Source organism: Paenibacillus sp. fava2, from assembly GCF_058313675.1.
Genome location: NZ_CM177755.1, coordinates 5,758,385 through 5,782,500, shown reverse-complemented (window position 1 = coordinate 5,782,500; position 24,116 = coordinate 5,758,385). Strand labels below are relative to the sequence as shown.

General features: G+C 54.8%; 17 protein-coding genes and 2 tRNA genes. 16 read left to right on the top strand and 3 right to left on the bottom strand.

The window, feature by feature from the left end; translation table 11 throughout:
- The first annotated feature begins 33 nt into the window (after positions 1 to 33).
- From AC4G46_RS25375 to AC4G46_RS25365, 3 genes are all read left to right on the top strand, one after another.
- Positions 34 to 108: transfer RNA gene (locus AC4G46_RS25375), tRNA-Gly, on the top strand.
- 6 nt (positions 109 to 114) lie between these two features.
- Positions 115 to 191, top strand: a tRNA-Arg gene (locus tag AC4G46_RS25370).
- A 180-nt stretch (positions 192 to 371) separates the two neighbouring features.
- Positions 372 to 788 carry a hypothetical protein gene (locus tag AC4G46_RS25365; RefSeq protein WP_491125154.1) on the top strand — a complete coding sequence of 139 codons (417 nt, stop codon included), beginning with the start codon at positions 372 to 374 and terminating at the stop codon, positions 786 to 788.
- Positions 789 to 808: 20 nt separating this feature from the next.
- On the opposite strand, the gene AC4G46_RS25360 is transcribed toward AC4G46_RS25365, so the two are convergent.
- Positions 809 to 1,579: a DeoR/GlpR family DNA-binding transcription regulator gene (locus tag AC4G46_RS25360; protein ID WP_491125153.1), complete on the bottom strand. Its 771-nt coding sequence runs from the start codon at positions 1,577 to 1,579 to the stop codon at positions 809 to 811.
- A 336-nt stretch (positions 1,580 to 1,915) separates the two neighbouring features.
- Here AC4G46_RS25360 and AC4G46_RS25355 point away from each other — a divergent pair, with 336 nt between their 5' ends.
- The 6 genes from AC4G46_RS25355 (at position 1,916) to AC4G46_RS25330 (ending at position 8,435) form a co-directional block, all read left to right on the top strand.
- Entirely contained in the window at positions 1,916 to 3,682 is a 1,767-nt protein-coding gene (locus tag AC4G46_RS25355; RefSeq protein WP_491125152.1) for an L-fucose isomerase, read from the top strand.
- A 26-nt stretch (positions 3,683 to 3,708) separates the two neighbouring features.
- Positions 3,709 to 5,148: a rhamnulokinase gene (locus AC4G46_RS25350; RefSeq protein ID WP_491125151.1), complete on the top strand. Its 1,440-nt coding sequence runs from the start codon at positions 3,709 to 3,711 to the stop codon at positions 5,146 to 5,148.
- A gap of 12 nt (positions 5,149 to 5,160) precedes the next feature.
- A complete protein-coding gene (locus AC4G46_RS25345; protein WP_491125150.1) occupies positions 5,161 to 5,811 on the top strand; it encodes a class II aldolase/adducin family protein in 651 nt (216 codons plus the stop codon).
- Positions 5,812 to 5,835: 24 nt separating this feature from the next.
- Positions 5,836 to 6,273, top strand: a complete 438-nt coding sequence (fucU, locus tag AC4G46_RS25340; RefSeq protein ID WP_491125149.1) for an L-fucose mutarotase — start codon at positions 5,836 to 5,838, stop codon at positions 6,271 to 6,273.
- A gap of 227 nt (positions 6,274 to 6,500) precedes the next feature.
- Entirely contained in the window at positions 6,501 to 7,508 is a 1,008-nt protein-coding gene (locus AC4G46_RS25335) for a helix-turn-helix domain-containing protein (RefSeq protein ID WP_491128975.1), read from the top strand.
- Positions 7,509 to 7,640: 132 nt separating this feature from the next.
- Positions 7,641 to 8,435: an SDR family NAD(P)-dependent oxidoreductase gene (locus AC4G46_RS25330; protein ID WP_491125148.1), complete on the top strand. Its 795-nt coding sequence runs from the start codon at positions 7,641 to 7,643 to the stop codon at positions 8,433 to 8,435.
- A gap of 470 nt (positions 8,436 to 8,905) precedes the next feature.
- Here the strand turns inward: AC4G46_RS25330 and AC4G46_RS25325 are convergent, their stop codons facing one another.
- Positions 8,906 to 10,891: a beta-galactosidase trimerization domain-containing protein gene (locus tag AC4G46_RS25325; protein ID WP_491125147.1), complete on the bottom strand. Its 1,986-nt coding sequence runs from the start codon at positions 10,889 to 10,891 to the stop codon at positions 8,906 to 8,908.
- Positions 10,892 to 11,024: 133 nt separating this feature from the next.
- Between AC4G46_RS25325 and AC4G46_RS25320 the strand changes: the two genes are divergently transcribed.
- Positions 11,025 to 11,933: a helix-turn-helix transcriptional regulator gene (locus AC4G46_RS25320; protein WP_491125146.1), complete on the top strand. Its 909-nt coding sequence runs from the start codon at positions 11,025 to 11,027 to the stop codon at positions 11,931 to 11,933.
- Here the strand turns inward: AC4G46_RS25320 and AC4G46_RS25315 are convergent, their stop codons facing one another.
- A complete protein-coding gene (locus tag AC4G46_RS25315) occupies positions 11,934 to 12,812 on the bottom strand; it encodes a helix-turn-helix domain-containing protein (protein WP_491125145.1) in 879 nt (292 codons plus the stop codon).
- A 130-nt stretch (positions 12,813 to 12,942) separates the two neighbouring features.
- On the opposite strand from AC4G46_RS25315, the gene AC4G46_RS25310 reads away from it, so the two are divergent.
- The 6 genes from AC4G46_RS25310 to AC4G46_RS25285 all read left to right on the top strand — a co-directional run bounded on the left by AC4G46_RS25310 (position 12,943) and on the right by AC4G46_RS25285 (position 23,813).
- Complete coding sequence (locus tag AC4G46_RS25310) at positions 12,943 to 13,686, top strand: GDSL-type esterase/lipase family protein (RefSeq protein WP_491125144.1); 744 nt, start codon at positions 12,943 to 12,945, stop codon at positions 13,684 to 13,686.
- Between the two features lie 83 nt (positions 13,687 to 13,769).
- Positions 13,770 to 16,106 (top strand): helix-turn-helix domain-containing protein, encoded by a 2,337-nt coding sequence (locus tag AC4G46_RS25305; protein WP_491125143.1) that lies wholly within the window; start codon positions 13,770 to 13,772, stop codon positions 16,104 to 16,106.
- 249 nt (positions 16,107 to 16,355) lie between these two features.
- Positions 16,356 to 17,342: an ABC transporter permease gene (locus AC4G46_RS25300; protein WP_491125142.1), complete on the top strand. Its 987-nt coding sequence runs from the start codon at positions 16,356 to 16,358 to the stop codon at positions 17,340 to 17,342.
- A 14-nt stretch (positions 17,343 to 17,356) separates the two neighbouring features.
- Entirely contained in the window at positions 17,357 to 18,241 is an 885-nt protein-coding gene (locus AC4G46_RS25295) for a carbohydrate ABC transporter permease (RefSeq protein WP_491125141.1), read from the top strand.
- A 36-nt stretch (positions 18,242 to 18,277) separates the two neighbouring features.
- Positions 18,278 to 19,825, top strand: a complete 1,548-nt coding sequence (locus AC4G46_RS25290; RefSeq protein ID WP_491125140.1) for an ABC transporter substrate-binding protein — start codon at positions 18,278 to 18,280, stop codon at positions 19,823 to 19,825.
- A 211-nt stretch (positions 19,826 to 20,036) separates the two neighbouring features.
- On the top strand, positions 20,037 to 23,813 hold the full coding sequence (locus tag AC4G46_RS25285) for an Ig-like domain-containing protein (protein ID WP_491125139.1): 3,777 nt from the start codon (positions 20,037 to 20,039) through the stop codon (positions 23,811 to 23,813).
- Positions 23,814 to 24,116 lie beyond the last annotated feature (303 nt).

Here is a 24,116-nt window from a genome sequence, read left to right as displayed (position 1 = left end):
CAAGCCCATTGAATTAAGAAATACATACCGTGTGCGGACGTGGCTCAGCGGTAGAGCATCGCCTTGCCAAGGCGAGGGTCGCGGGTTCGATTCCCGTCGTCCGCTCCAATATTTGCGCCCTTAGCTCAGCTGGATAGAGCGTTTGACTACGAATCAAAAGGTCGGGAGTTCGAATCTCTCAGGGCGCGCCATATTTACTTAACAGAAGCATCTCTCCGGAGAGGCTATTTTTTTTGTCTGGATAACTCCATTATTTGCAGTGAAACGGAATGGTGAATTACTATTAAAGTAATTTTACCATTCCGTTCTTTTATATAGAGAAGGCGTATTAAAGCGGAAAGCGGCCAAAATGCAGAAGAGGAGGCTTTTGTATGTTTAAGAGCATTAAACGGCGTATCGACAATGCTAATCAAATGCACAAAATGCGAATCGAAAACCCTGAGGCATTGCAGCGGGCATTAGAGGAGGAGCAGGCCAGAGCTGAGACGGTCGGCGATAACGTTCCGCCAGTGAAGCCCGGACCGGTGATTCGGTTTTTCCGCTGGGTGCTGTTCCTCCTGACTGCCCTGATAGTCCTTGTTGTTATCCTTGGGGTGCCCAGCGCAGACAATCCTTTATTTTCGCTGATGAGCTTTGGCTTGCTGCTGTCACTGTTGTACCTGACGGCTGGACTTGCTCACCCCTCGATCATCTTTGTCCGGAGGAAATGGCCAAGGGAAGAGGTACTGGAGCTGTTCGGCCTGCTGAGCATTGTCTTTATTGTTTTAATGGTTGTGTTTCATCGATAGGCACAAGTGATACTGGCTGTTTACTCCCCGGAATTATACAGTACCGACACCTGATAGCTGTTCAGAAAGCTGATCCATTCCTCCGAAGGCTTCTCGTCAGTGACAATGTAATCCACTTTATCGAAGCTGAACAGCTTGATGAAAGCAATCCGGTCAAACTTGGAATGGTCGACGAGCAGCACGACTTTGCTGGCCTGCTTTTGCATCAGGATCTTCAGCTCGCTCTCCTCCTCGTTGGAATCACTGAGCCCTCCGGTCATCGACAATGCTTTACAGCTGAAGAGGGCGACGTCCACATTATACTTCTGGATGGTCTGCGAGGCGGTGGGGCCGACGAAGGAGCTGGTCTCGGGTCCCAGTGTACCGCCGGTGGAAATCAGCTTATGGCCGGAATGCTGGAATTCGGATAAAACCGCGAGTGAATTGGTGATGATGGTCAGGTTGTGTTTGGATTCGGTGATTTTACGCAGGGCTTCAAAAGCTGTTGTGCTAGTATCCGTCATCAGGCTGTCCCCGTCATTAATCAGATCCAGCACATTGGCAGCGATAATGCCTTTAGCCTCCAGGTTGACCTGATGTCTGCTCGCGTATGACGGGTCTTCGTTGGTATGGGCGTTTAGTATGGCGCCTCCGTAGTTTTTTTTGGCCAGACCTTCTTTGTCCAGCTTGTCCAGATCGCGGCGGATGGTCTCCTCGGACACCTGGAATTTCTGCGCGAGGTCAGCGACATGCACTTTTTTATGCCGGTACAGCTCGTTAATGATCAGATCTCTCCGTTCAAATGCCTTCATGCTTACCCACCTTTGTCTACAAAATCATATATTATTCATAGTGTACTACATTTGACTGCAAGATAGTCAGAACTCACACGTAAAACCACACTACTTTATTACAATATCACATAAATCCACATAAATATAATAAAAAGTTGTGGAATATTGTTGACTTTGAACCACTCCGACTCTATGATAAACATGAACTCAACTAAATTATCGAGTACGGGATCAAGCGGCACTGGATGGGGCAGTCTCACAATACTTTCATGATAGCGCTTTAAAAGGAGACTGGATTCACGTCTGAATGGATCTGCCGCAATATCCAACCAATTCATTTGAGGAGGAACAGCAGTGGCAACAAATTATCCGAAGATTGGAATCCGGCCTACGATTGATGGAAGAAGACGCGGTGTCCGCGAATCGCTAGAGGCCCAGACCATGGGGATGGCAGAGCGGGTGGCTAAGTTTCTTACGGAAAGTCTTTTTTACCCGGACGGGTCTCCTGTAGAGTGTGTTATCGCTGATTCGACGATCGGCGGTGTGAAGGAAGCAGCGGCTGCCGCACAGAAATTTGCCGGACAGAATGTCGGCGTATCGATTACCGTAACCCCGTGCTGGTGTTATGGCTCGGAAACGATGGATATGGATGCAACGATTCCGCACGCTGTGTGGGGTTTTAACGGGACGGAGCGTCCGGGGGCAGTTTATCTGGCGGCTGTTCTGTCTGCCTATGCGCAAAAGGGAATTCCGGCGTTCGGCATTTACGGTGAGGATGTACAGGAATCCAGCAGTGAAGAGATCCCGGCTGATGTGCAGACCAAGCTGCTGCAGTTCGCCAAATCCGCTATGGCAGTAGCGCTGATGAAAGGGAAGTCATATCTCTCGATGGGCTCTGTGTCGATGGGGATTGCCGGCTCGATTGTGAACGAACAGTTCTTCCAGGACTACCTGGGCATGCGGAATGAATACATCGATATGTCCGAGTACGTGCGTAGGTTCGAGGAAGAAATTTATGATAAAGAGGAATTTGCTCAGGCCTTGGCCTGGGTTAAAGAAAAATGCCGCACCGGAGCAGACAATAATCCGCAGCACCTGCAGATCAGCGATGAATTGAAGGAGCAGCAGTGGGAGACCTGTGTCAAAATGACGCTAATCGCGCGTGATCTCATGGTGGGGAACCCGCGGCTGGCTGAGCTCGGCTTTGAGGAGGAGGCTAACGGGCATAACGCGATTGTCGGGGGCTTCCAGGGCCAGCGGCAGTGGACGGACCATTTTCCGAACGGGGATTTCATGGAGACGATTCTTAACTCCTCCTTTGACTGGAACGGCCGGCGTGCCCCGTACATCGTGGCTACCGAGAATGACAGCCTGAACGGGGTAACGATGCTGTTCAATTATCTGCTTACGAATACGGCACAGATTTTTGCCGATGTCCGGACGTTCTGGAGTCCTGCTGCGGTTAAACGGGTAACCGGATATGAACTGGAGGGAGAGGCGGCCAACGGGCTGCTGCATCTGATCAACTCGGGTTCTGCAGCGCTGGATGGAACGGGAGAGCAGAGTGTAGACGGGAAGCCTGCGATTAAGCCGTTCTGGGAGATTACGGATGAGGAGGCGGAGCGCTGTATAGCAGAGACTCAGTTCCGTCCGGCTTCACAGGAATATTTCCGCGGGGGCGGCTTCTCCACCGATTATTTAACAAAGGGCGGAATGCCTGTAACGATGGCCCGGCTCAATCTGGTTAAGGGGCTTGGTCCCGTACTTCAGCTGGTGGAGGGTTATACTGTTGAGCTCCCTGAAGAAGTGCATAAGACACTGGATGAGCGGACCGATCCGACCTGGCCGACCACATGGTTTGCGCCGACGCTGACAGGACAAGGCTCGTTCAAAACCGTCTATGATGTCATGAACAACTGGGGAGCTAACCACGGTGCAATCAGCTACGGGCATATCGGCGCCGATCTGATTACACTGGCCTCCATCCTGCGTATTCCGGTCAGTATGCACAATGTGGAGGAGTCCCGGATTTTCAGACCGCGCGTGTGGTCTCTGTTCGGCACAGAGGATCTGGAGAGTGCGGATTACAGAGCCTGCCGCAACTTCGGGCCGCTGTACTAAAACTCAAGGTGAAGCAGGTGCAGGATATGGATGAAGCAATCAAGCTGCTGGCAGTGGATCTGGGGGCCAGCTCCGGCAGAGTCATGCTGGGCCTGTATGACGGTAATCGTATAGAGGTGGAGGAAGTTCACCGGTTTGCCAATCAGCCGGTTGAGCTGCACGGGCATTTATACTGGGATGTGCTGCAGCTGTTTCATGAAATGAAGCAGGGGATACGCAGGGCGGCCAGAGAGCACGGGACTTTGACGTCCGTGAGCGTGGATACCTGGGGCGTCGACTACGGTTTCATTGACCGGAAGGGGCAGCTGCTGTACGCCCCGCATCATTACCGGGACCAGCGGACAGCTGCCTATGCTCCTATTCTTGAGGAGATGCTGCCGCCGGATGAGCAGTTTAGATTGACGGGCAATCAATCTGCCAGAATTAACACCGTATATCAGCTGTACGCGGATCTGGAGCAGAGTCCCTGGCTCAGGGAGACCGCAGACCGGATGCTGCTGATGCCGGACCTGTTCCATTATCTGCTCTCCGGCATTGCCGCCGGGGAGCAGACGATCTGGAGCACCAGCGGTCTGCTGGCCGCGGGATCAGCGGCTCCTGCAGCCAAGGTGATGAACCGGCTGCGGCTTCCGCTCAGCCTGATTCCGGAGCTGGTGCCGGCCGGAACGGTGACCGGCCAGCTAATGCCGGCGCTGCAGGAGGAGCTTGGCACAGGCCCGCTGCAGGTCATTGCCGGGGCCGCCCATGACACGGCCTCTGCGGTGGCTTCCATTCCCTATGGACCGGGAGCAGAGGCAGCCGCTTTTATCAGCTGCGGAACCTGGTCCCTGGCAGGAATGGAGACGGCACAGCCGGTGCTGACAGATCAGGCCCGTGAATATGGCTTCACCAATGAAGGCTGCTTCGGCGGTGGAAACCGGCTGCTGAAGAATATTACGGGGCTGTGGATTATGCAGGAGACGCAAAGAGGCTGGGCGGAGGCGGGTGAGCCGGTGTCTCATCAGGAGGCGGTCCGGCTTGCCGCAGAAGCCCGGAGCGAAGGGTATGCTGCGGCTGTTATAGATCCGGATGATGCCCTGTTCAGCACTCCGGGCGATATGCCCGGCCAGATCGCAGCCTATTGTGCCCGGACCGGCCAGCAGCCGCCGGGGAGCAAGGGCGAGGTGATCCTGACCATTCTGCAGAGCCTTGCCTCGGCTTATGCCCAAACAATAAGTGAGCTGGAGACGCTGACCGGACAGAGCCTCCGCGCAATCCATATGGTGGGCGGAGGCATCCGCAATGAGCTGCTGTGCCAGCTTACGGCTGATGCCACCGGAAAAGAGATTATTGCAGGGCCCGCTGAGGCCAGCGCAATCGGTAATATAGCTGTCCAGTTAGCCGCTCTGGGAGCAGTCAAGGCTTCTGCGCTCAGAGAGCTTGTGGCACAGTCCTGTACGCTTGTCCGTTATTATCCGTCGAAATAAAGGAGAGTTACCATGAATCAGAAAGAACAAGAGCTGCGCCTGCTGATCTGTGACATCGGCAGAAATCTGTTTAACAAGGATTTTATTGCTGCCAATGACGGGAATATTTCGGCCCGTTTGTCCGAAACTGAAATCCTTGCTTCACCGACCGGGGTCAGCAAAGGCTATCTTCAGCCGCATATGCTTGTAAAGGTCAATCTGCAGGGGGAAATTCTTGAAGCAGCGGAAGGGTACCGTCCTTCCACCGAAGTGAAGATGCACCTGCGGATCTATAATGAGCTGCCCGAAATGAACGGGGTGGTGCACGCCCATCCGCCTTATGCTACAGCTTTTGCAATCAAGGGCGAGCCGCTGGATAAAATGATGATGCCGGAGTCGGTCATTGCGATGGGAGATATTCCGCTGGCGGCATACGGGACACCTTCTACAGAAGAAATCCCGGATTCGCTGATCCCGTTCCTGGGCAAGAAAACGGCTGTACTGCTGGAAAGCCACGGCGCCCTGACCTGGGGCAAGGATGTTATGAGCGCCTACATGAACATGGAGCGGCTCGAATACACAGCGAAGCTGACGTTCATTACCCGGATGATTGGCGGGGAGCGCGAGCTGCCGCAGAACCGGATTGATGAGCTGGTGGCCCTGAGGTCTTTTTATGGGATGTAGCCCGGCTGTCCAAGGAGGTACAGCATGCTGAAGAAAATACCCAAGCTATTGTCTCCAGACCTGGTCCGTATTCTGATGGAGATGGGCCACGGGGATGAGCTGGTGCTGGCGGATGCCCATTTTCCGGGTCATTCCCTGCATAACAGAGTGCTGAGATACGACGGGACGGGAATCCCTGCACTGCTTGATGCGATCCTTGAGCTGCTGCCGCTGGATCATTATGTGCCGCATCAGGCGGCTTTTATGGCTGTAGTGGAGGGGGATTCGTCTGTGCCGGAGATCTGGTCCGTGTATGAAGCAATCCTTGCGAAGCATGACAGCAGGGCGACGGTTGAATATGAGGAACGCTTTGATTTTTACAACCGCTCCAGGAAGAGCTATGCCGTTGTGGTCACAGGGGAAGAGGCTCTTTACGGCAATATCATTATCAAAAAGGGTGTCGTCACAGCAGAGAACCGCTGAGAGTTCATCTGAAATGCGGCTATGTAAACCAGCTTTTTAATGAAAATAGTGAGGCTACAGCGAACATGTCCATGTGCTGTGGCCTTTTTTGATTGTGCAGAGCCGGCAGCAGAAAAGAAGTCAAAGGTATGCACACTCCCGGTAAAAGTTAGACTTTTGAACAGGTTAGAGAGTATGCTTTTATATAAAATACTCATTGCCATGCTGTATAAGGAGAATCCTGTATGATGCTGCATACCGAAAAATATATCAAATTCCCGTTTGGCTTCTGGTCCGGGGTACAGCAATTGGGAATTGCCCCCGCTGAGATAGCCCGGCAGGCCAGGCTTCCGCTTTCAATCATTAAAGAACCCAGGGTCAGTGCTGCAGAATACTTTGCTGTCTGGCAGGCCTTTGAAGAGCTGACTCCGGACATGGCTGCGGGGGTTGCCGGACTTGTGACGGTTTTTGAAACCGCCCAATATCCGCCGGATGTGCTGGCCACGTATCACGCCCGTGATTACCGCGATGCGCTCCACCGCATGGCCAGGTATAAACAAATGTGCCCGCCTGAACAGCTGATTATAACGGAGGCGGATGAGGAATGTACGATTGAACTGCAGTGGCAGCACCCGGAGTCATCCATCCCGCAGATTCTGATCGGAGTTACGCTGGCGTATCTTCTGGAGCTTGGGCGGAGGGGGACAGGACAGGCTATAAACGCCCGCAGGGTGGAATTTTCACATACGTCAGGTGATATAACGGCACTGAATGAATATTTCGGGTGTCCTGTCCAGACCGGAACGGGGAGGAACCGGCTCGTTCTGCGGTGCAGCGACCTGAACCTTCCTTTTACCACCTATAATGAAGAACTGCTGGCTATACTGACTCCCGCTCTGGACCGGACCTTGAATGAGCAGCAAGACGGCCCCACTGTTGCAGAGACGGTTAAATGGATTATCAGACGCAGCCTCATGGGCGGACGGTATGATATACAGACGGTAGCGAGGGAGCTTAACATGAGTGACCGGACGCTGCAGCGGCGGCTGAGGGAGGAAGGGACAAGCTTCAAGGCGCTGCTGACGCAAGCCAGACATGAGCAGGCGAGGGAGTATCTGGCTGATCCGGAGCTGGACATAAAAGAAGTGGCCTGTCTGGTCGGTTATGAGGATCAGAACTCTTTTTACCGCGCATTTAGAATATGGGAAGGTGATACACCGGCCCGCTGGCGTCTGGAGCATAAGGTTCAGCATTGAGTTGGCGTGTACTGCAAGAAGATTGGCACGGCAGGCTAGTTACCCGGCATTCCCGGTAAAGTATGATTATCCCTGACGGAACGGAAGGTTATGCTTTAGGTTCTGAATTACATCATTGGGGAGACATGCGCTATGGATATGGGTTTGCAGGGAAAAACAGCCTTAATAACAGGATCAACCAAGGGAATCGGCAAAGCAATTGCCCTGGAGCTGGCGGGAGAAGGCGTAAATGTACTGATTAACGGCAGAAACCGGAAGGAAGCAGAACGGACTGTAGACGAGATTAGCAAGGCATTTCCGGAGACTTCGCCGCAGGCTGCTGCTGCAGATCTTACCGATAGTACACAGAGGGAAGCCTTGTTTGAACAATACCCGCAGGTGGACATTCTGGTGAACAACATGGGGATTTATGAAATCATGGGCTATGCAGAGGCAACCGATGAGATCTGGGAAAAGTATTTCCGTACAAATGTGCTTGCCGCCAACGCATTATGCAGATTCTATCTGCCGAAAATGCTGGAAAATAACAATGGCCGCGTAATCTTTATTGCGAGCGAGGAGGCGGTCATGCCTTCAGGCCAGATGCCGCAGTATGCAGTGACCAAATCGGCGCTGCTCTCTCTTTCCAGAAGCTTGTCCGGAATGACCGCAGGGACCGAAGTGACAGTCAATACGATTATGCCGGGACCGACACTGTCCGAAAATGTGCAGCAGATCATTGAGGGAATCTACGCCGCTGACAATACGACCTTCGAGGAAAAAGAAAAGAGATTCATGGCGGGGAATCTGCCCCAGTCAGAGCTTCAGCGCTTTATCAGACCGGCCGAGATCGGGAAGCTGGCGGCTTTTATCTGCAGCCCTTATGGAGCGGCGTTCAGAGGCTCGGCTGTCCGGATGGACGGGGGAATGGTGCCGACGATTTATTAAGGGGATCAGGCGAGACTGTACGTATAGAGTGAATGTGCGGCAAAATAGGCAGATCATCCGGCCGGTTCCCCGGCAATGATTATGCAAGTACTGTGCTGTAGGTGTTGTTTTGCGGGTAATGCAGGTAATACAGATGTTGCTCATCAAGCTAAGTGGAAATTTGCTATCTAATTTTACGGTGAGCGCCGGTGCCGGGAAACTAGGTGGAAAAACGCCACTTAGAATCGCTGAAAAGGCCTCTATAGTGAGAAATAGCCTGATTTAGATGTTGTTTTTCCACCTAATGTTTGAGATTTCAGGATAAGGGCGGATTTAAGTAGCAAAAATCCAACTAAATGTGGATGAGAGTCATCTTCCTGGTGAAATTGAAAATAGTGAATGACAGCAGCGGCCCCAGACTAATCAAATAGTCTAGGGCCGCTGCTGTTTGTATCCAGACTAGCCTATGCTGCGTCTTCTGCGAAAAGCTCTTAAGTCAGCTCGATCACAGCCATCTGGTGATTCTCAAGGTGCGGGACAGTGTACGTTATTCTGCCCTCCTGGTCTGCCGTAAACGGCAGTTCGGTCATCGCCGGGGCCAGATAGACCCGCTTGACGGCTGCACCGGACGGGAGCCGCAGGCTGACAGAGACATCCTGCAGCGGCACGATGTCCTCGATCACCTCGATGCGGCCCTTCAGCGCAGGAGCCGCATAGAGCAAGTGGTTCACGTAGCGGCGCTCAGCCTGCTGATACTGCAGGGTGGTGATGCCCCGCGCCGGGAGGCTGGTGCGGAGGGCAGGCTGCGGCAGCAGCCGGGACAGCGCATGGAGTACCATCTCCTTGAGGATGAGATGGCCGCCGTCGGCATATTCGCTGAATACGTCCCAAGCGATGTAGATCCCGCTGCCGCTTTCGACCATGGCCGGCCCGTTGTCCTCCCGGGCACCCGGCGTGTGCTGATGCGAGCAGAAGGTGAAGACATCGCGGTTGAAATACGGGTTCTCCAGATGGCCCAGGGCGTTCCCGCCGCTCAGCTCCACCAGCTGGCCTTCGCCGTACATGACAAAGGAAGCGGGCTGCAGCGCACCGGGAGTGAAGTGCGGACGGAAATAGGACGGGCGGTACGTATTAGTCCCCAGCCACTTCACTCCCAGGTCCAGCGCAAAAGCATCTCCGGCCGGGTTCAGGCCGGACCTGCCGGTAGCCAGCACTTTGCCGCCTGCGGCGGTAAAGGCGGCGATAGCTGCGGCCAGCTCCGGCCAGACCGGCACCTCATCCGGCAGCACCAGCACCTTGTACGCTGACCAGTCACTATTTGTATCCACGATGTCATACAGATAGTGGCCTTCGGTCAGGATGCGCACCGCTCCGGCATCGGCCAGATTGCGCTCGCCCTTCAGCGCCTGGCCGCCGGGGCAGGCTTCGCGCGCCGCCTCCAGGGACAGGACGGCGATGTCGGCGACGGAGGTAACGCCGCTGCACCACGGCTCCTTTGCCTCGACCTCAGCATAGGCGCTGCCGATCAGGGCATAGGTGGCTTCATCCATCAGGCCGGAGGGGTGAAGCTGGTCGCCGATGGAGCATTTGGCGCCGTGCGCGAGGCTGAGCGCGGCTTCATAGCGCAGCGCGTTCGGATGCTTGTAGCCGCCGAATTCGCCCCAGGAGGTATGGAATTTGCCGGTCATGCCGAGAAAATCCAGGCCGAGCGGCTGGGCGTAGCGGGCGGACAGCGGGAAATGGTCGTAGCCCCAGCCCCCGGTCGGCAGCGATTCCAGCTCGAGATGGGTGTTGACATGGACGAGGTCACGCCGGCCCCGCTGCTGATGGCCGTTGTTGTGATAGACTGGCAGGCCGGGCTTCACGGCATCGATGGTCTCGCGGACGCGGCGCGCATAGTTCAGGTAAGTCTGCTCGCCCAGAGCCACAACGGCTGCCTCGTCGCGCGGGTCCTTGCCGTCTGCCCGCAGGGCGGCTACGCAGTACTGGCAGCGGCATTTGCGGGCGCCGACGATGTCGAGGAAGATGCCGTCCGCATCGTAACGGCTGACCACCTCATGCAGCTGGGCCAGGAGAATATCCAGATAAGGCGTGCCCAGGCAGAATTCGTGGTAGCCCGGCGTCATGAAATCCTTGACCCAGCGCGTGCGGTCCTCTGCATCGCGGATCAGCCACTCGGGATGGCGGCGGGCCAGCTTTTCATCAAGGCCGGCAGATAGATAGACCGGTGTGCGGACGCCGATTTCGTGGGCAGCCTCAATCATTTCCCCCAGCAGATCGAAATCAAGCTGCGGATGGATCTCATTGGCTTCACTGGGATGGTAGGCCCAGCCGTGATGACATTTGGAGAATACGGTGATGGAATCGACATGGCCGGCGCGCAGCATGGACTGGAACTGGGCTTTGCTGAAATCTTTTCCGATGCCGGGAATGGCCTCGGAGGTATGAAAGTCGAGATGAACCTGACGGAAACGCATGGATGAACAGCCCCTTATAGGATTTGGATATAAAGCGATTCCCAGTCAATGTACCTCTTTTCTGCAAGCGCTACCAGTGTTATTATAGACTTGAAATAGCACAAAACCGACTTTGAGATAAGGAGGGGATACGGTGCTTTGTCTGGAATTTACGATTCCGCCGCTGCCAAAGTTCGTTACGGTGGGGCTGGCCGTCTGGTCGCCGGGTGACCGGCATTTTGCCCGTACCTTCGGGGTGTATGATCTGCTGCTGGTCAAGCGCGGGACGCTGTATATGGCTGAACAGGAAAAGGAATATGCGATCGGTCCGGGCAGGCTGCTGGTGCTTGAGGCAGGGCTGCCGCACGAGGGCTACCGGGTCTGTGAAGAGGATACGGAAATTTACTGGGTGCACTTTATACATGAAGGGAAGCCGGCTTATATCCGGCAGGAGGAGATTCCCTGGTCTGCACTGCTGGCCAAGGGAACAGTGGAGGATGAGGAGCCTTCTGCACAGCAGCGGCTGTACATGCCGAAATTTGCTGCTGTAGACGTTGAGGCACTGGAGCCGATTCTGGATGAGATGAACGAGATTCACAGCCGGCTGAACGCCGAGAATGCCCTGCGGCTCCACGTTCTGCTGGCCGAGCTGATGGCGGCGCTTCAGGCGGAATGTGCCCGCACGGCGCTGCCGGAGCCGGCGGTCCGGCTGGCCCGGGCGGCAGCCGCTTATCTCGACAGGCATTGGAAGGAGCCGTTTCAGGTAACGGGGCTGCAGGAGGAGCTGCATTTCCAGGCGGATTATATTACGCGGTGCATGAAGCAGCATATCGGCACAACGCCGCTGCAGTATGTGCTGCAGCGGCGGCTGGAGGAAGCCAAGAAGCTGCTCGGCGGCACGGTGCTCAGCGTCTCCGATATTGCCGAACGGATCGGCATCCGCGATGCCAATTACCTGACCCGGCTGTTCAGCGCAAGATTCGGCATGACCCCGGTAGCTTATCGGCGCCGGCTGCGCCAGCGGGATGAAGCGGCTGCAGCAGCAGGGGAGAGCAGGGAGTGATTACCCGCGGTCCCCGGAGCCGCTGATCCGCTCGCGGTATTCGGTGGGGGTGCAGTTGAAGCTTTTGCGGAACTGGCGGGCGTAATAGTTCTGGTCTTGGAAGCCGCTGTCCATAGCCACCCGGGAAACCGGAAGTTCGGGATTGCGCAGAAGCGTGCAGGAATAATCCAGCCGTTTGCGGATGACATAGTCCATGGGCGTGGTTTTGTAGTTGCGGGTGAACACTCTCAGAAACTGGCGGGTGGACATATAAGCCATATCCGCCATGGACTGCAGAGTGACCGGCTGGAGGAAGTGCTCCTCGATATAGGTGACCGCTTCACCGATCCGGAGCGCCTTGTTGTCCTCGCCTCCGCTGCTGTTCTGGTAATAACGGGAAAGCATGCCCACCAGGGCAGTAAAATAGGTGCGGACCATCAGGCGGTAGCCATCCTCCCGGCGCTCATGCTCAGTGAGAATCAGATCAAGCAGCCTTGTTGCCTCCATCAGCTGCCCGGCATCCAGCGAAAGCATACCTTTGAAATACATCTCCTGGCGGTAAAAGGGCTCGATGTAGAACAGCGCCTGGAAGCCCGGAAGCAGCCTGAGCTCCGGCTGCTGCAGCAGCTCCTCGGGCTGAAACATCACATTCACATACTCGATATCCTCGACATTCTTGTAACCATGGGAAACACCGCTGTGGATCAGAAAAACCTGGCCGGCCGTAACCGGATACTCTCTCCCCTCGATGATATGCACGGCGCTTCCCGACAGAATGACGACCAGCTCAGAGAAATCATGGCTGTGTACATAGTAATCATGGGTCAGCGGACATTTCTGGATCCGGAAGGTAAATCCGGGCTCAAGTCCGATGTCCCTCGCTAATAATTTGGTTGTCATGGCAATATTATGCTAAGGAAGGGCGATATCGTCAAGGCGGAAAAGAGCAGGCGGCGCTACCATTAGATTGCGGGCATACCGCCGTTAAGGGAAGCTATACGCCTTGGCGTACTTGTCAGGAGGGAAAAGCATGCTGCCTTTATTTACGTCTAAGAAAACGGAAAAACAGAATTCCGTACAGCCGCACATCCTGTTTCTTGGAGACAGCATCACGGCTGACGGTCAATATATCCGGCTGGCCGGAGAAGGGCTGAAGAAGCACCGGCCGCACCCAGGAGTCCGGCTGACGGCACGGGGAGTGCCCAGCGAGACGGCCTCGGGACTCAGCGAAGCGGCACATCCGTTTCCGCGTCCGTGTATCCATGAACGGCTCACGAGGGAGCTTGCCGAAGCCTCCCCGGATGTAGTTGTGGCCTGCTACGGAATGAATGACGGAATCTACCATCCGTTCTCTGCTGAAAGGTTTGCGGCCTATCAGGACGGAATGCGGCGGCTGAGCGCAAAGATTCATGAAGCGGGAGCCAAGGTGGTCCTGCTGACCCCGCCGCCGTTTGATGCCCGGTCCATGAGCGGCCCGCTGCTGCCGGCGGATGCGGACGATTTCAGTTATCTGGCGCCCTACAAGGACTACGACCGGGTGCTGGAGCATTATGCGGACTGGCTGTTAGCCGGCGGCTGTCCGGCTGATCAGGTCATTGGTCTGCGCACGCCGCTGCTTAGACACATCAGGCAGGAGCGGTCGATTAATGCCGCTTACCGTTACGGAGACGGGATTCATCCGGATGCCTCGGGCCACCGGGTTATAGCGCATACGCTGTTACAGGAGCTCTTTGGTACAGAGCCGGAACCAGGGCTTGATGGGCATCAGGAGTAACAGAAACTGCCCAAAGGGCGGATTGACAGGAAAAATCAGCCGGGATTATAGTTAGGTCACCTAAGCGCAGGGGGAGTGAACCCATGAATGTACTCCAGACGATCCGTTCACGCAAATATCTGCAGCGGATTTTGCTCAGCTTTATGCTGGTGGTTGCCACACTTGCGGTTGCCTCGCTTTTGCTAAATGCCAGTGCCCGCAGCCGGGTGCTCAGCCTGCAGAATGAAGCTGACCGGAAGCTGCTGACCCAGATCAACTATAACGTTGAGAATATGAACGGCATCGTGAGGGATCTGGCCGTATCGCTGTACAACGACGAAGAGCTGCTCGCGCTGAAGTCAGGGGCAGATTACAAGCAGAGCATTCTCAAAATAGAACGTCTGAATCATACCGTCGCTTCATCACCGTATCTGCACGCCGCAGTCTTCTATAACGGTGCGCAGCAGCGGTTCTTTTCGTCACTTAACCATGACATCAATAACAGTACCCTGTATGGAGCTTTGGAGAACTATATGGCTTCAAGAGCCGATCTGCCGAAGCTGCAGCTGATTCCTCTGGATCTGGACGGTAAAAACGAGGGGATCGACGTGTTTGCCTTCTTTCTCTATGACGGGGAGGCGCTGGGTTCGATTAACGATAATGTGCTGATTCTGACGGTGAAGCCGGACTGGATGCTCGACAACGTGAAAGCGCTTAATCTGGTCGCGGAGCGGCAAAATGATGTGCTGTTCATTACCGACAGCGAGGGCGAGGTGCTGATTTCAACCGACGGGCTGCTGCCTGCAGGGCTTAATATTAAGCAGGACCTGCTGCCGCGGCTCACACCATCGGAGAAGCCGGTGGATTCCTTTATCTACAATCATGAAGACCGGAAATACAAGGTTACTTATTTAAGCAAGGCGCTGAATAACTGGCAGATTGTCAGCCTGCAGGATTATGATGTGGTGCTGGGCAGCGTCCGGCAGATGAAGTGGACTGAGGTGGCGGTCACGCTGTCTGTGGTTCTGCTTGCGGTTATGCTGTCCGTGTTCTTTTCGCTGCGGCTGTATAAGCCGGTGGGCCAGCTGCTGACGCTGGTGCCGCAGAATGAACGCGGCGCCCCGCAGGGCCAGGATGAGCTGTCGCTGATTGCGGCCAATGTAACCGAGATGATCGGCAAGCTGAAGGGGCTGGAACAGGAACGGGCCTCACAGTCGAATATCGCCAAGGTGTATCAGCTGCGCAGCCTGGTCGGGGCAAGCGGAAGTGTAGACGAGAGTGCGTTCCTGCAGATCAGGGAGCAATATGGCATAGATATTGCCTATCCGGCGCCGCTGCGGCTGGCCCTGGTGCAGATTGACGATCTTCAGGGGCTTGCTGCCGGCCAGGGCGCTGCGATGGAGTCCCTGCTGTACTTTGCCATTGCCAACATCGGCCAGGAGCTGCTCAGCCAGGACGGCTCATGCGAAGCAGTAGATATGAAAAGCGGGCACCTGGTTTTCATTGCCGGAAGCGGAGCAGGTACGGCAGAAGAAACCGCCGCAGCCGGGGGGCTGGAGCAGCTGGGCGAGCGGTTCAGAGAGCTTCAGCAAACCGTCCAGGCTTATTACCGCATTACCTTTACGGTTACGCTCAGCGAGGTGTTCACCGACTACCGCAGCCTTACCCGGCACTACAATCTGGCAGTCCGCCACTCCAATTACCGGATGATTTACGGTAAAGGGGCGGTGCTTGAGCCGGAGCAGCTGCGGGAGAATGAACAGAATGAGACGCTGCGTATCCCGCAGGAGCTGGAGCGCCAGCTGATGGAAGGGCTGAAAGGCGGCGATCTGCAGGAGACGGAGCAGGCGATCCGTAGCTGGCGGGAGCTGCTCGGCAGCTTCAGCTACGAGAATATGTTCTCGGCGGTGCTGCATCTGGCGGTTAGCTTGAGCAACACCCTGGGTGAGATGAACAGTCACAACGTTAATCCGGTGTCAGTCAACCTGCAGGCGATTAACCGGCGGATTCTGGAGAAAGAGACACTTGATGAAATAGAAGCCGTGCTGCTGGAGGTCGTGCGCGAGGTAGCCGAGCAGCGCCGGAGCGGCCGCGAGGACAAGAGCCGCCTGCTGGCCGAAACCGTAAAGGAGATTATCGACCGGCATTATGCCGACCCTGACCTCAATGTGCAGCGGATTGCCGACATGCTGAAGATGAGCTCCGTGTATCTGGGCCAGGTGTTCAAGGCGCAGGAGGGCATAACGGTTGTTGACCAGATCAATGCGGCGCGCCTGGCCTATGCCAGGGATTATCTGGAGCAGAAGGATTTGACCGTGACAGAGATTATGGAGAAGGTCGGCTTCGGCAACGAAAGCTATTTTTACCGGCTGTTCAAACGCCGCTACGGGACGACCCCGAAGGAATACCGCCTGAAATCAGCCATTGACCGCAGCAAATAATGCAACTGTAATGTACAGGATGCCGGGCCCGCGAGTGAGATTTTTTCATTCAGCGGGCCTTTTTGGCTTTTTGCCGCACAGCCGCAGTACTCCTCTGGCCGGAACAGGAATCAGGGAACTGTACAGCCCGGGTTTACAGCATTCTTGCGATTGTACAGTACCGTAAATGCCTGCTGCTACGCTATTCTAAGGCCATGCAAAGCCTGACACACAGGCAGCCGTTAACGAAGAAAGGAAGGGGCTTTGGTTATGCAGAAGAACGTTTCACTTACCGGGCAGAGGGCACATGCGGGTGCGCCGCCGGGAAAACGCAGGAAGTCATGGGCGGGAAGAGAGCTGCATCATTTTAAGAACAACCGCGAGCTGTTTCTGCTCTCCCTGCCGGGAATTTTGTACAAATTGATTTTTGCCTATATTCCAATGATCGGCCTGATTATTGCCTTCAAAAACTACCGCTATGATCTGGGGATTTTCGGGAGCGAGTGGGTGGGGCTGGATAATTTCCGTTATTTGTTCACCACCGATACAGCATGGCGGATTACCCGCAATACCGTTCTCTATAACACCGCTTATATTCTGGTGGGAACCTCGGCGGCGCTGCTGCTGGCGATCCTGATGAACGAAATCAAGGCCAAGGTCAGCAAGTTCTACCAGACGGCGCTGTTTCTGCCCCATTTTCTGTCGTGGGTGCTGGTCGGCTATGTTGCTTACGCCTTTCTGAACCATTCCGACGGCTTCATCAACCGCACGCTGGAATCGTTCGGCCTTGATCCGGTCAGCTGGTATCAGGATGCCGCGCCATGGCCGGTTATCCTCATCCTGGTGCAATTATGGAAGGTAGTGGGCTTTAACACGCTGATTTATTTTGCCGGCATTATTGGAATCAACAGTGAATATTACGAGGCGGCGCGGATCGACGGGGCAACCAAACGGCAGATGGCATTCAAAATCACCATCCCGCTCATGGCTCCGATCATCATCATCATGCTGATCCTGTCCATCGGCAACATGTTCCGCGGGGACTTTGGCCTGCACTATTTTATCCCGAACAATTCAGGCTTTCTCTACGGTTCTACAGATATTATTGATACTTATGTGTACCGTGCGCTGCGTGAAGTCGGCAATGTGAGCATGTCTGCGGCTACAGGCTTTTACCAGTCGGTTGTCGGTCTGGTGCTGGTGCTGACGGCCAACGGAATTGTGCGCAAAGTCGATCCTGATAACTCTCTATGGTAAGGAGGTGCCAGACAGTGGCCCGAAAATTTGAATTCTCCAAGCTGTTCATTAACCTGCTGTTTACGGTGCTTTCACTTGTGGTCATTCTGCCGTTTCTGCTGGTCGTTGCAGTGTCGCTGACGGACGAAAAGTCGCTGACCGCTAACGGATACCAGTTCATCCCGGAAAAATTCAGTCTGGACGCCTACCGCTATCTGCTGGATGCCCCGGATATCCTGTTCCGTGCTTACGGGGTGACCATCACCATAACCATAGTCGGAGCGCTGTTAGGCCTGCTGCTGACTGCAATGACCGCTTACGTCATTTCTCGGCAGGATTACCGGTATAACCGGGTGACCACCTTTTATGTATTTTTTACGATGCTGTTCAGCGGCGGGCTAGTTCCCTCCTACATCCTCATTACGCAATACCTGCATCTGAAGGACAGTCTGTGGGCGCTGATTCTGCCGATCCTGCTGTCGCCGTTCAACATTATGGTCATGAAAGGGTTCATGTCCAAGATTCCGCTCGAGATCATTGAATCGGCCAAAATTGACGGGGCGCGGGAGTTCCGCATTTTTTTCCGGATCATCCTGCCGCTCTCCACTCCGGCTCTTGCGACACTTGGTCTGCTGATTTCCTTCACCTACTGGAATGAGTGGTTTAACGCGATGCTCTATATCGATGATCCGAATAAGGTGCCGCTGCAGCTGCTGCTGGTACGGACGCTCAACAGTATTGAGTTTCTCACAACCAATTCGGAGTTTACCGGACAGCTCGGCATTGATTTGTCCAGCTTCCCGAACAGCTCGGCGCGGATGGCGATTGCGGTGCTGGCCGGCGGTCCGATGCTGGTGATCTTCCCTTTTTTTCAGCGGTTTTTTGTCAAAGGGCTTACGGTTGGCTCCCTAAAGGGTTAACATACAATCATGTACAAAGTACAGGAGGTCACACACATGAAAAAAAGGCTGTTTGAAGTTCTGGCGCTCGTATTGCTGGCGGCATCGGTGCTTAGCGCCTGCGGCGGTAACGGCAACAATGGAAACAACGGGAACAGTGCAGGAGGCACGGCCACGGAAGGCGCACAGACGGCGGCTCCGGCTACAGATTCGGGTACAGAGGAGCTGAAACCGGTCGAGCTGACCTGGTATTATCCGCTGTCACAGCTGCAGGCCGACCAGGCGAAGGTGCAGGAGGAAGTCAACAAGATTGTGAAGGAAAAAATCAATGCCACAGTCAAACTGATGCCGGTCGCTGTCGGGGACTATGTGCAGAAGATGAACACGGTGCTGGCCGCAGGCGAGAAGTTCGACATTCTCTGGACCGGATATATGCTTAAGCCGGAGGAGCTGGTACGCAAGGGAGCTATACAGCCGATGGATGATCTGCTGGAGCAATATGCGCCTGAGCTGAAGGCCGATGTGCCGCAGGTGATGTGGGATGGTCTCTCAGTAGACGGGGAGATTTACGGGATTCCGAATCAGCAGATTAACGGCTCGCGTTACGGGTTCATCATCCAGAAGCGTTTTGCCGACAAGTACAATCTTGATACCGCTTCCATCAAAAAGCTCGCTGATATCGAGCCGTTCCTGGCCCAGATCAAGCAGAACGAGCCGGACATTATTCCATTCGGCGTATTCGGCACCTCCTTTATCAATCCGCAGTCGCATGATGACCAGTACTGGGTAGTTCCCGGCCTGGATGACCATTTCTATATCAAAACCGATGATCCTACCTATACGCTGCACCGTTACCCGGAAGAGGAGCTCGACAATTTCCGGCTGGCCAGCAAATGGTATAAGGAAGGTTATATCTACAAGGATGCCGCTACGGAAAAAATGAACGATTATCTCACCAAAGGCCAGATTGCCGTTGACTTCAACGTTACACTCAAGCCGGGTGTTGAAGCCGAAGTAAAAGCCAAAAACGGCGGCAATGAGGTCATTACGGTTCCGCTGAGCGACTGGTTCTCCAACGGCTATTCGGCAACAACCAACCAGTCGATCAGCCGCACGTCTGCGAATCCTGAACGGGCCATGATGCTGCTGAACCTGGTGAATACCGACAAGGAGCTGTACAATCTGCTCTGCAACGGCGTAGAAGGTGTCCACTACGAGAAGACAACAGGTGACTACATCAAGGCACTCGCGGATTCGCGTTATGTGCCGAACATGGACTGGGTTTTTGGCAGCGTCTTCAACTCCTATCTGAAGGAAGGCCAGCCGGAGAATGTCTGGGAAGAAACCAAGAAGATCAATTCCGATTCCGAAGTGAACCCTGTCGGCGCCTTCAAGTTCAACTCCGAGCCGGTCAATACGGAAATCGCCAACCTGAATGCCGTATGGGGCGAATACAAGCGCGGACTGGTTACCGGTACACTGGATTTTGAAGAAACCTGGCCTGTGCTGTACGGCAAGCTGAAGGAAGCCGGCGAAGAGAAGTATGTGGCGGAAGTAACGAAGCAATTCGAGCAGTTTTTGAAGGATAAAGGCTTGAAGAAGTAAGGCTAGAGAGACACTGCAATACCGGAGAAACCTGCTGCTCAATGACGGCTTTGCCATTGTACATCTTTTGGCAGGGCCGTCTTATTTTAAAAGATAAGAATTTATATGCTTCGCGCAATAAATGTTACTTATCTTTCTCGCTGAAACGGATACCGTCCTCACAAGGACGGCGTAGCCGTTTCCACTTGATCCGAAAGGAAGAGGAGCTTTGGTGAAAAAAAGGTTGCTTGCAGCGCTTATGGCTGGTCTGCTGTTCATGACGATTCCTGTTCCGGCCTCCGGATCTTCAGCATCCCAGGAGGATAAAGCATCAGGAAAAACGATTTATATATCTGTAAATGGAAGCGATTCCAATAGCGGTAAAAAAAATTCCCCGTTCCGGACGCTGGAGAAAGCCCGTGATACCATCCGTGCGATGAAAGCGGAGAAAGGGCTGCCGAAGGGCGGTGTCACCGTGTATTTGCGCGAAGGCCGGTATGAGCGGACCGTAAGCTTCGAGCTGCGCCAGCAGGATTCAGGTGAAGCGGGCAAGCCTGTCATTTACACGGCTTATCCGGGAGAGTCCGTAACGTTATCCGGCTCTAAGCACCTGGCGAAGTCGGCATTCGTCCCGGTCACTGATTCCGCAATACTCAGCCGTATAATCAGCCCGGAGGCAAGAACCAAGGTGCTGGCTGCCGATCTGGCAGCGCTGGGCATTACCGATTACGGCCAGCTCAGCCGCCACGGCTATTATCTGGCAAATGACCTGAGCGAAGTACCGCCGATGGAGCTGTATGTGGCCGGGGAAGGGATGACGCTGGCCCGCTGGCCCAACGAATCCACCGTCCAGATGGATGAAATTGTGGATCCAGGCCCGACCCGGCGTGATCCGAACGGGGAGGTCCATACGCGCGGCGGCACCTTTACCTACACGTATGACCGGCCCCAGTACTGGACACAGGCGGATGATATCTGGCTGGACGGGATTTTCGGCTACAGCTGGGAATGGTCGTACAACAAAATCGCCTCCATCGATACAGCCGCCAAAACGATCACCCTCCGTTACGGGGAGATGAGCGGGCTGTTCAAGAACTGGTATCCGGATTTTCATTTTGCGCAAAATCTGCTTGAAGAGATCGACATGCCCGGCGAATATTACATCGACCGCACCGCAGGCAAGCTGTACTTCCTGCCCAATGCCGGCTTTGCGGCTTCAGCAGACCCGGATATTGAAGTCACCATGCTCAAAACACCGATGATCAACGCGCTGAGCGCCTCTTACATCGACTTCTCGGAGCTGGTGCTGGAGAACGGCCGCGATTCGGCTGCGGTAATCATGGGCGGCAGCCATATGCGTATCCTGAACAGCGAGATCCGCAATTTCACCAACAGCGGCGTGCTGATCAATACGCAAAGCCGTTTCTACTATAACAATTTTGATGGCGCACCCGGAACGGATCACGATATTATCAGCACTCACATCCATCATATCGGCGGCACGGCCGTTACATTGACAGGCGGCAACAAAACAACGCTGCAGCCGGGGAACAATGCCGTGGAGAACTCACATATCCATGATTTTGCCTATTACCACAAGGCTTATAATCCGGGGGTTCTGCTGTCCGGTGTCGGCAACCGCATGTCGCATAACGAGCTGCATGACGCGCCCCATCCCGGCGTGCTGATCTTCGGCAATGACCATACCGTGGATTACAACGAGATCTATGATGTATGCACCACCTTCTCCGACCTCGGCGCGATCTACATGAATGCGGGGGAGCAGCCCCATGAGCGGGGCACCGTCATTAAGCGGAACTACTTCCATAACATCGGGGAGAGCAAGGCGGGGGTAGAGGGCGTCTATCCCGACAACTTCACGATGGGGCTGACCATTGACGAGAATATTTTTTACAAAATGGGCAATTCGGCCATTAAAAATAACGGCGGCGCACATATCCAGACCCGGAACAATATTTTTATCGACAGCAAAATTCCATACGACTATGCCGATCTGTACCTTGGCGACGAGCCGGATGACCAGGTGCCGCTAAATTACATGCCGAAGTGGCAGGCGCTGTTCGCGGCGAACAACAATTTTACAGGTACGCCTTACATGGCGAAGTATCCCGAGCTGGCGGACTTTTTCACGGAAAACCGTTACTATCCCGATACCAACACGTTCCAGGGAAATGTCATTTATAATCCGGTGATAACGCGCAGTGTAACAACCAATGTGTACGGGGCGTATGACAAGTTCGGGCTGGTGAAATATGCGGATAACTGGGTGACCACAGCAGACCCGGGCTTCACCGATCTGGCCGGCGGGGATCTGTCCCTGCGTCCGGATGCAGAGGTGTTTAATGCCATTCCGGGCTTCCCGGACATTCCGTTCGCCGACATCGGCATCAATGGCAAAGCCGGAACAACGGCAGGACCGGACAGCTATCCGGTACAGCAGGTAGTAGTATATGACCAGGCTATTACCGTAGACCGCTGGAAAACAGTCAAGCTGCGCACGGCAGTACTGCCGTGGAATGCGGATCAGCCTGCATTGACCTTTACCTCTGCTGATCCTGCTGTTGCATCCGTAGACAGTGCCGGTATTGTAACCGGTGGGATGGTCGGCAGCACGGTGATTACGGTGGCTTCAGCGGTGAATCCGCTGCTTACAGCCCAGGTTAGCGTAACCGTGGAGGCGGGCGACGGCGTAATGGATTTCACAAATTTCGAATCGGGGGCGAACAGCTGGAGCCAGGACGCTTACCGCAGCATCGAGAAGATCGGCGGGAACCGCTGGTACAAGGTGCTGAACGGCGCCTCGTCACTCAGCGCCAAAAGCTTCTCCGAATATGAGCTGAGCTTCCGGCTCAAGACACCGGCAGTGATGGGTGATAATGTGACCCTGTATGTATTTGACAGGCAGGCCGGCAGCGGCTCCAGCCGGATCGGTTATAAGACGCGGGCGGACGGCAGCTCCGCCTGGCTGCTGTACAATGCGGCGTGGACGGTGCTTAAGGAAGTGAAGCTGCCGGAGCATGACCTGCTGCCGGATACGGAATATAACGTCAAAATGCTTGTAAAAGGCGGAGATATCAGCCTCTACCTGGACGGGGAATTCCGGCTGAAGGGCAATGATCCGGGGCACAATGCGGCGGGGAAAGTTGGCTTCTATGTCAATAACGTCAGCCACATGCTGTTCGATGACATTCAGTTCAAGGCCCCGACCACGGAGCTGGCCGGAATCATTCCAGCGGAAAGCCAGGTGCGGCTTGCCGCCTGGGAACAGCAGCAGCTGCATTTGTCCTTCGATCCTTCGGATACGCCTGACACAGGAGTTACCTGGCAGTCGGCTAACCCGGCGGTAGCTGCTGTAGATCAGACTGGAGTTGTCAGTGCTGTGTATGAAGGAAACACGATAATTACAGCGGTATCAGTGGCGAATCCGCTGATTAAGGCAGACATTGCCGTAACCGTGTCCAATATCATGCATGAGACTACCTTTGAGAACGGCGGCAACGGCTGGCCGGTGGACCCTAACCGCAGCATTTCAGCCGATCCTGACGGGAACCGGCGTTACAAGCTGCTGAACGGTGCAACTGCGCTGCTTGAGCGCAGTTTTACGTCCTACCAGCTGGAGTTCAAGCTGAAGACACCGTCCGTGATGCCGGATAACGGGATTCTCTATCTCTTTGACCGCCAGGACAGTACCGGCTCGACCCGGGTCGGCTACCGTACCCGGGCTGACGGCACCTCGGCCTGGATTCTGTACAATACTGCCTGGCAGAAGCTGACCGAGTCCGTCCTGCCTGGACATGACCTGCAGCCGGATACGGAATATACGGTGAAGCTGACGGCCAAGGACGGCGACATCAGCGTATATGTAGACGGCGCATTAAGGCTGACCGGCAACGATCCGGGCCACCGGCCTTCGGGCAAAGTTGGATTCTACACCAGCGGTTTTGAGTACATGCTGTTCGATGACATCGTGTTCTCGGTTATGCCTTGAGTGGTTGAGAGCAGGGGGGCAGAAGTGAAGGAGTGCAGAGGTGCTTGAGTGCCGGAGGACAAAAGTGCAATGAGTACAAGAGTGCAAGAGAGCAAGGATGCAAGAGTGCGAGGGTGCAAGAATGCAAGGGTGCAAGAATGCAAGAGTGCTAGAGCACTAGAGCACTAGAGCACAAGAGAGCAAGAGAGCAAGAGAGCAAGAGAGCAAGAGTGCAAGGATGTAAGGATGCTAAAGGCTGGCGGCGCCCTCCCTGCGGGGAGGGCTTTTTGGTTCTTGATGGCGCAGGCGAGGATACTGGGACAA

Excerpts from the sequence above, each read along its gene's own strand:
- AC4G46_RS25335 (WP_491128975.1), top strand. The coding sequence starts at position 6,501 with ATGCTGCATACCGAAAAATATATCAAATTCCCGTTTGGCTTCTGGTCC.
- fucU (WP_491125149.1), top strand. The coding sequence starts at position 5,836 with ATGCTGAAGAAAATACCCAAGCTATTGTCTCCAGACCTGGTCCGTATT.
- AC4G46_RS25305 (WP_491125143.1), top strand. The coding sequence starts at position 13,770 with ATGAATGTACTCCAGACGATCCGTTCACGCAAATATCTGCAGCGGATT.
- AC4G46_RS25315 (WP_491125145.1), bottom strand. The coding sequence starts at position 12,812 with ATGACAACCAAATTATTAGCGAGGGACATCGGACTTGAGCCCGGATTT.
- AC4G46_RS25310 (WP_491125144.1), top strand. The coding sequence starts at position 12,943 with ATGCTGCCTTTATTTACGTCTAAGAAAACGGAAAAACAGAATTCCGTA.
- AC4G46_RS25330 (WP_491125148.1), top strand. The coding sequence starts at position 7,641 with ATGGATATGGGTTTGCAGGGAAAAACAGCCTTAATAACAGGATCAACC.
- AC4G46_RS25350 (WP_491125151.1), top strand. The coding sequence starts at position 3,709 with ATGGATGAAGCAATCAAGCTGCTGGCAGTGGATCTGGGGGCCAGCTCC.
- AC4G46_RS25365 (WP_491125154.1), top strand. The coding sequence starts at position 372 with ATGTTTAAGAGCATTAAACGGCGTATCGACAATGCTAATCAAATGCAC.
- AC4G46_RS25325 (WP_491125147.1), bottom strand. The coding sequence starts at position 10,891 with ATGCGTTTCCGTCAGGTTCATCTCGACTTTCATACCTCCGAGGCCATT.
- AC4G46_RS25300 (WP_491125142.1), top strand. The coding sequence starts at position 16,356 with ATGCAGAAGAACGTTTCACTTACCGGGCAGAGGGCACATGCGGGTGCG.
- AC4G46_RS25290 (WP_491125140.1), top strand. The coding sequence starts at position 18,278 with ATGAAAAAAAGGCTGTTTGAAGTTCTGGCGCTCGTATTGCTGGCGGCA.
- AC4G46_RS25345 (WP_491125150.1), top strand. The coding sequence starts at position 5,161 with ATGAATCAGAAAGAACAAGAGCTGCGCCTGCTGATCTGTGACATCGGC.
- AC4G46_RS25360 (WP_491125153.1), bottom strand. The coding sequence starts at position 1,579 with ATGAAGGCATTTGAACGGAGAGATCTGATCATTAACGAGCTGTACCGG.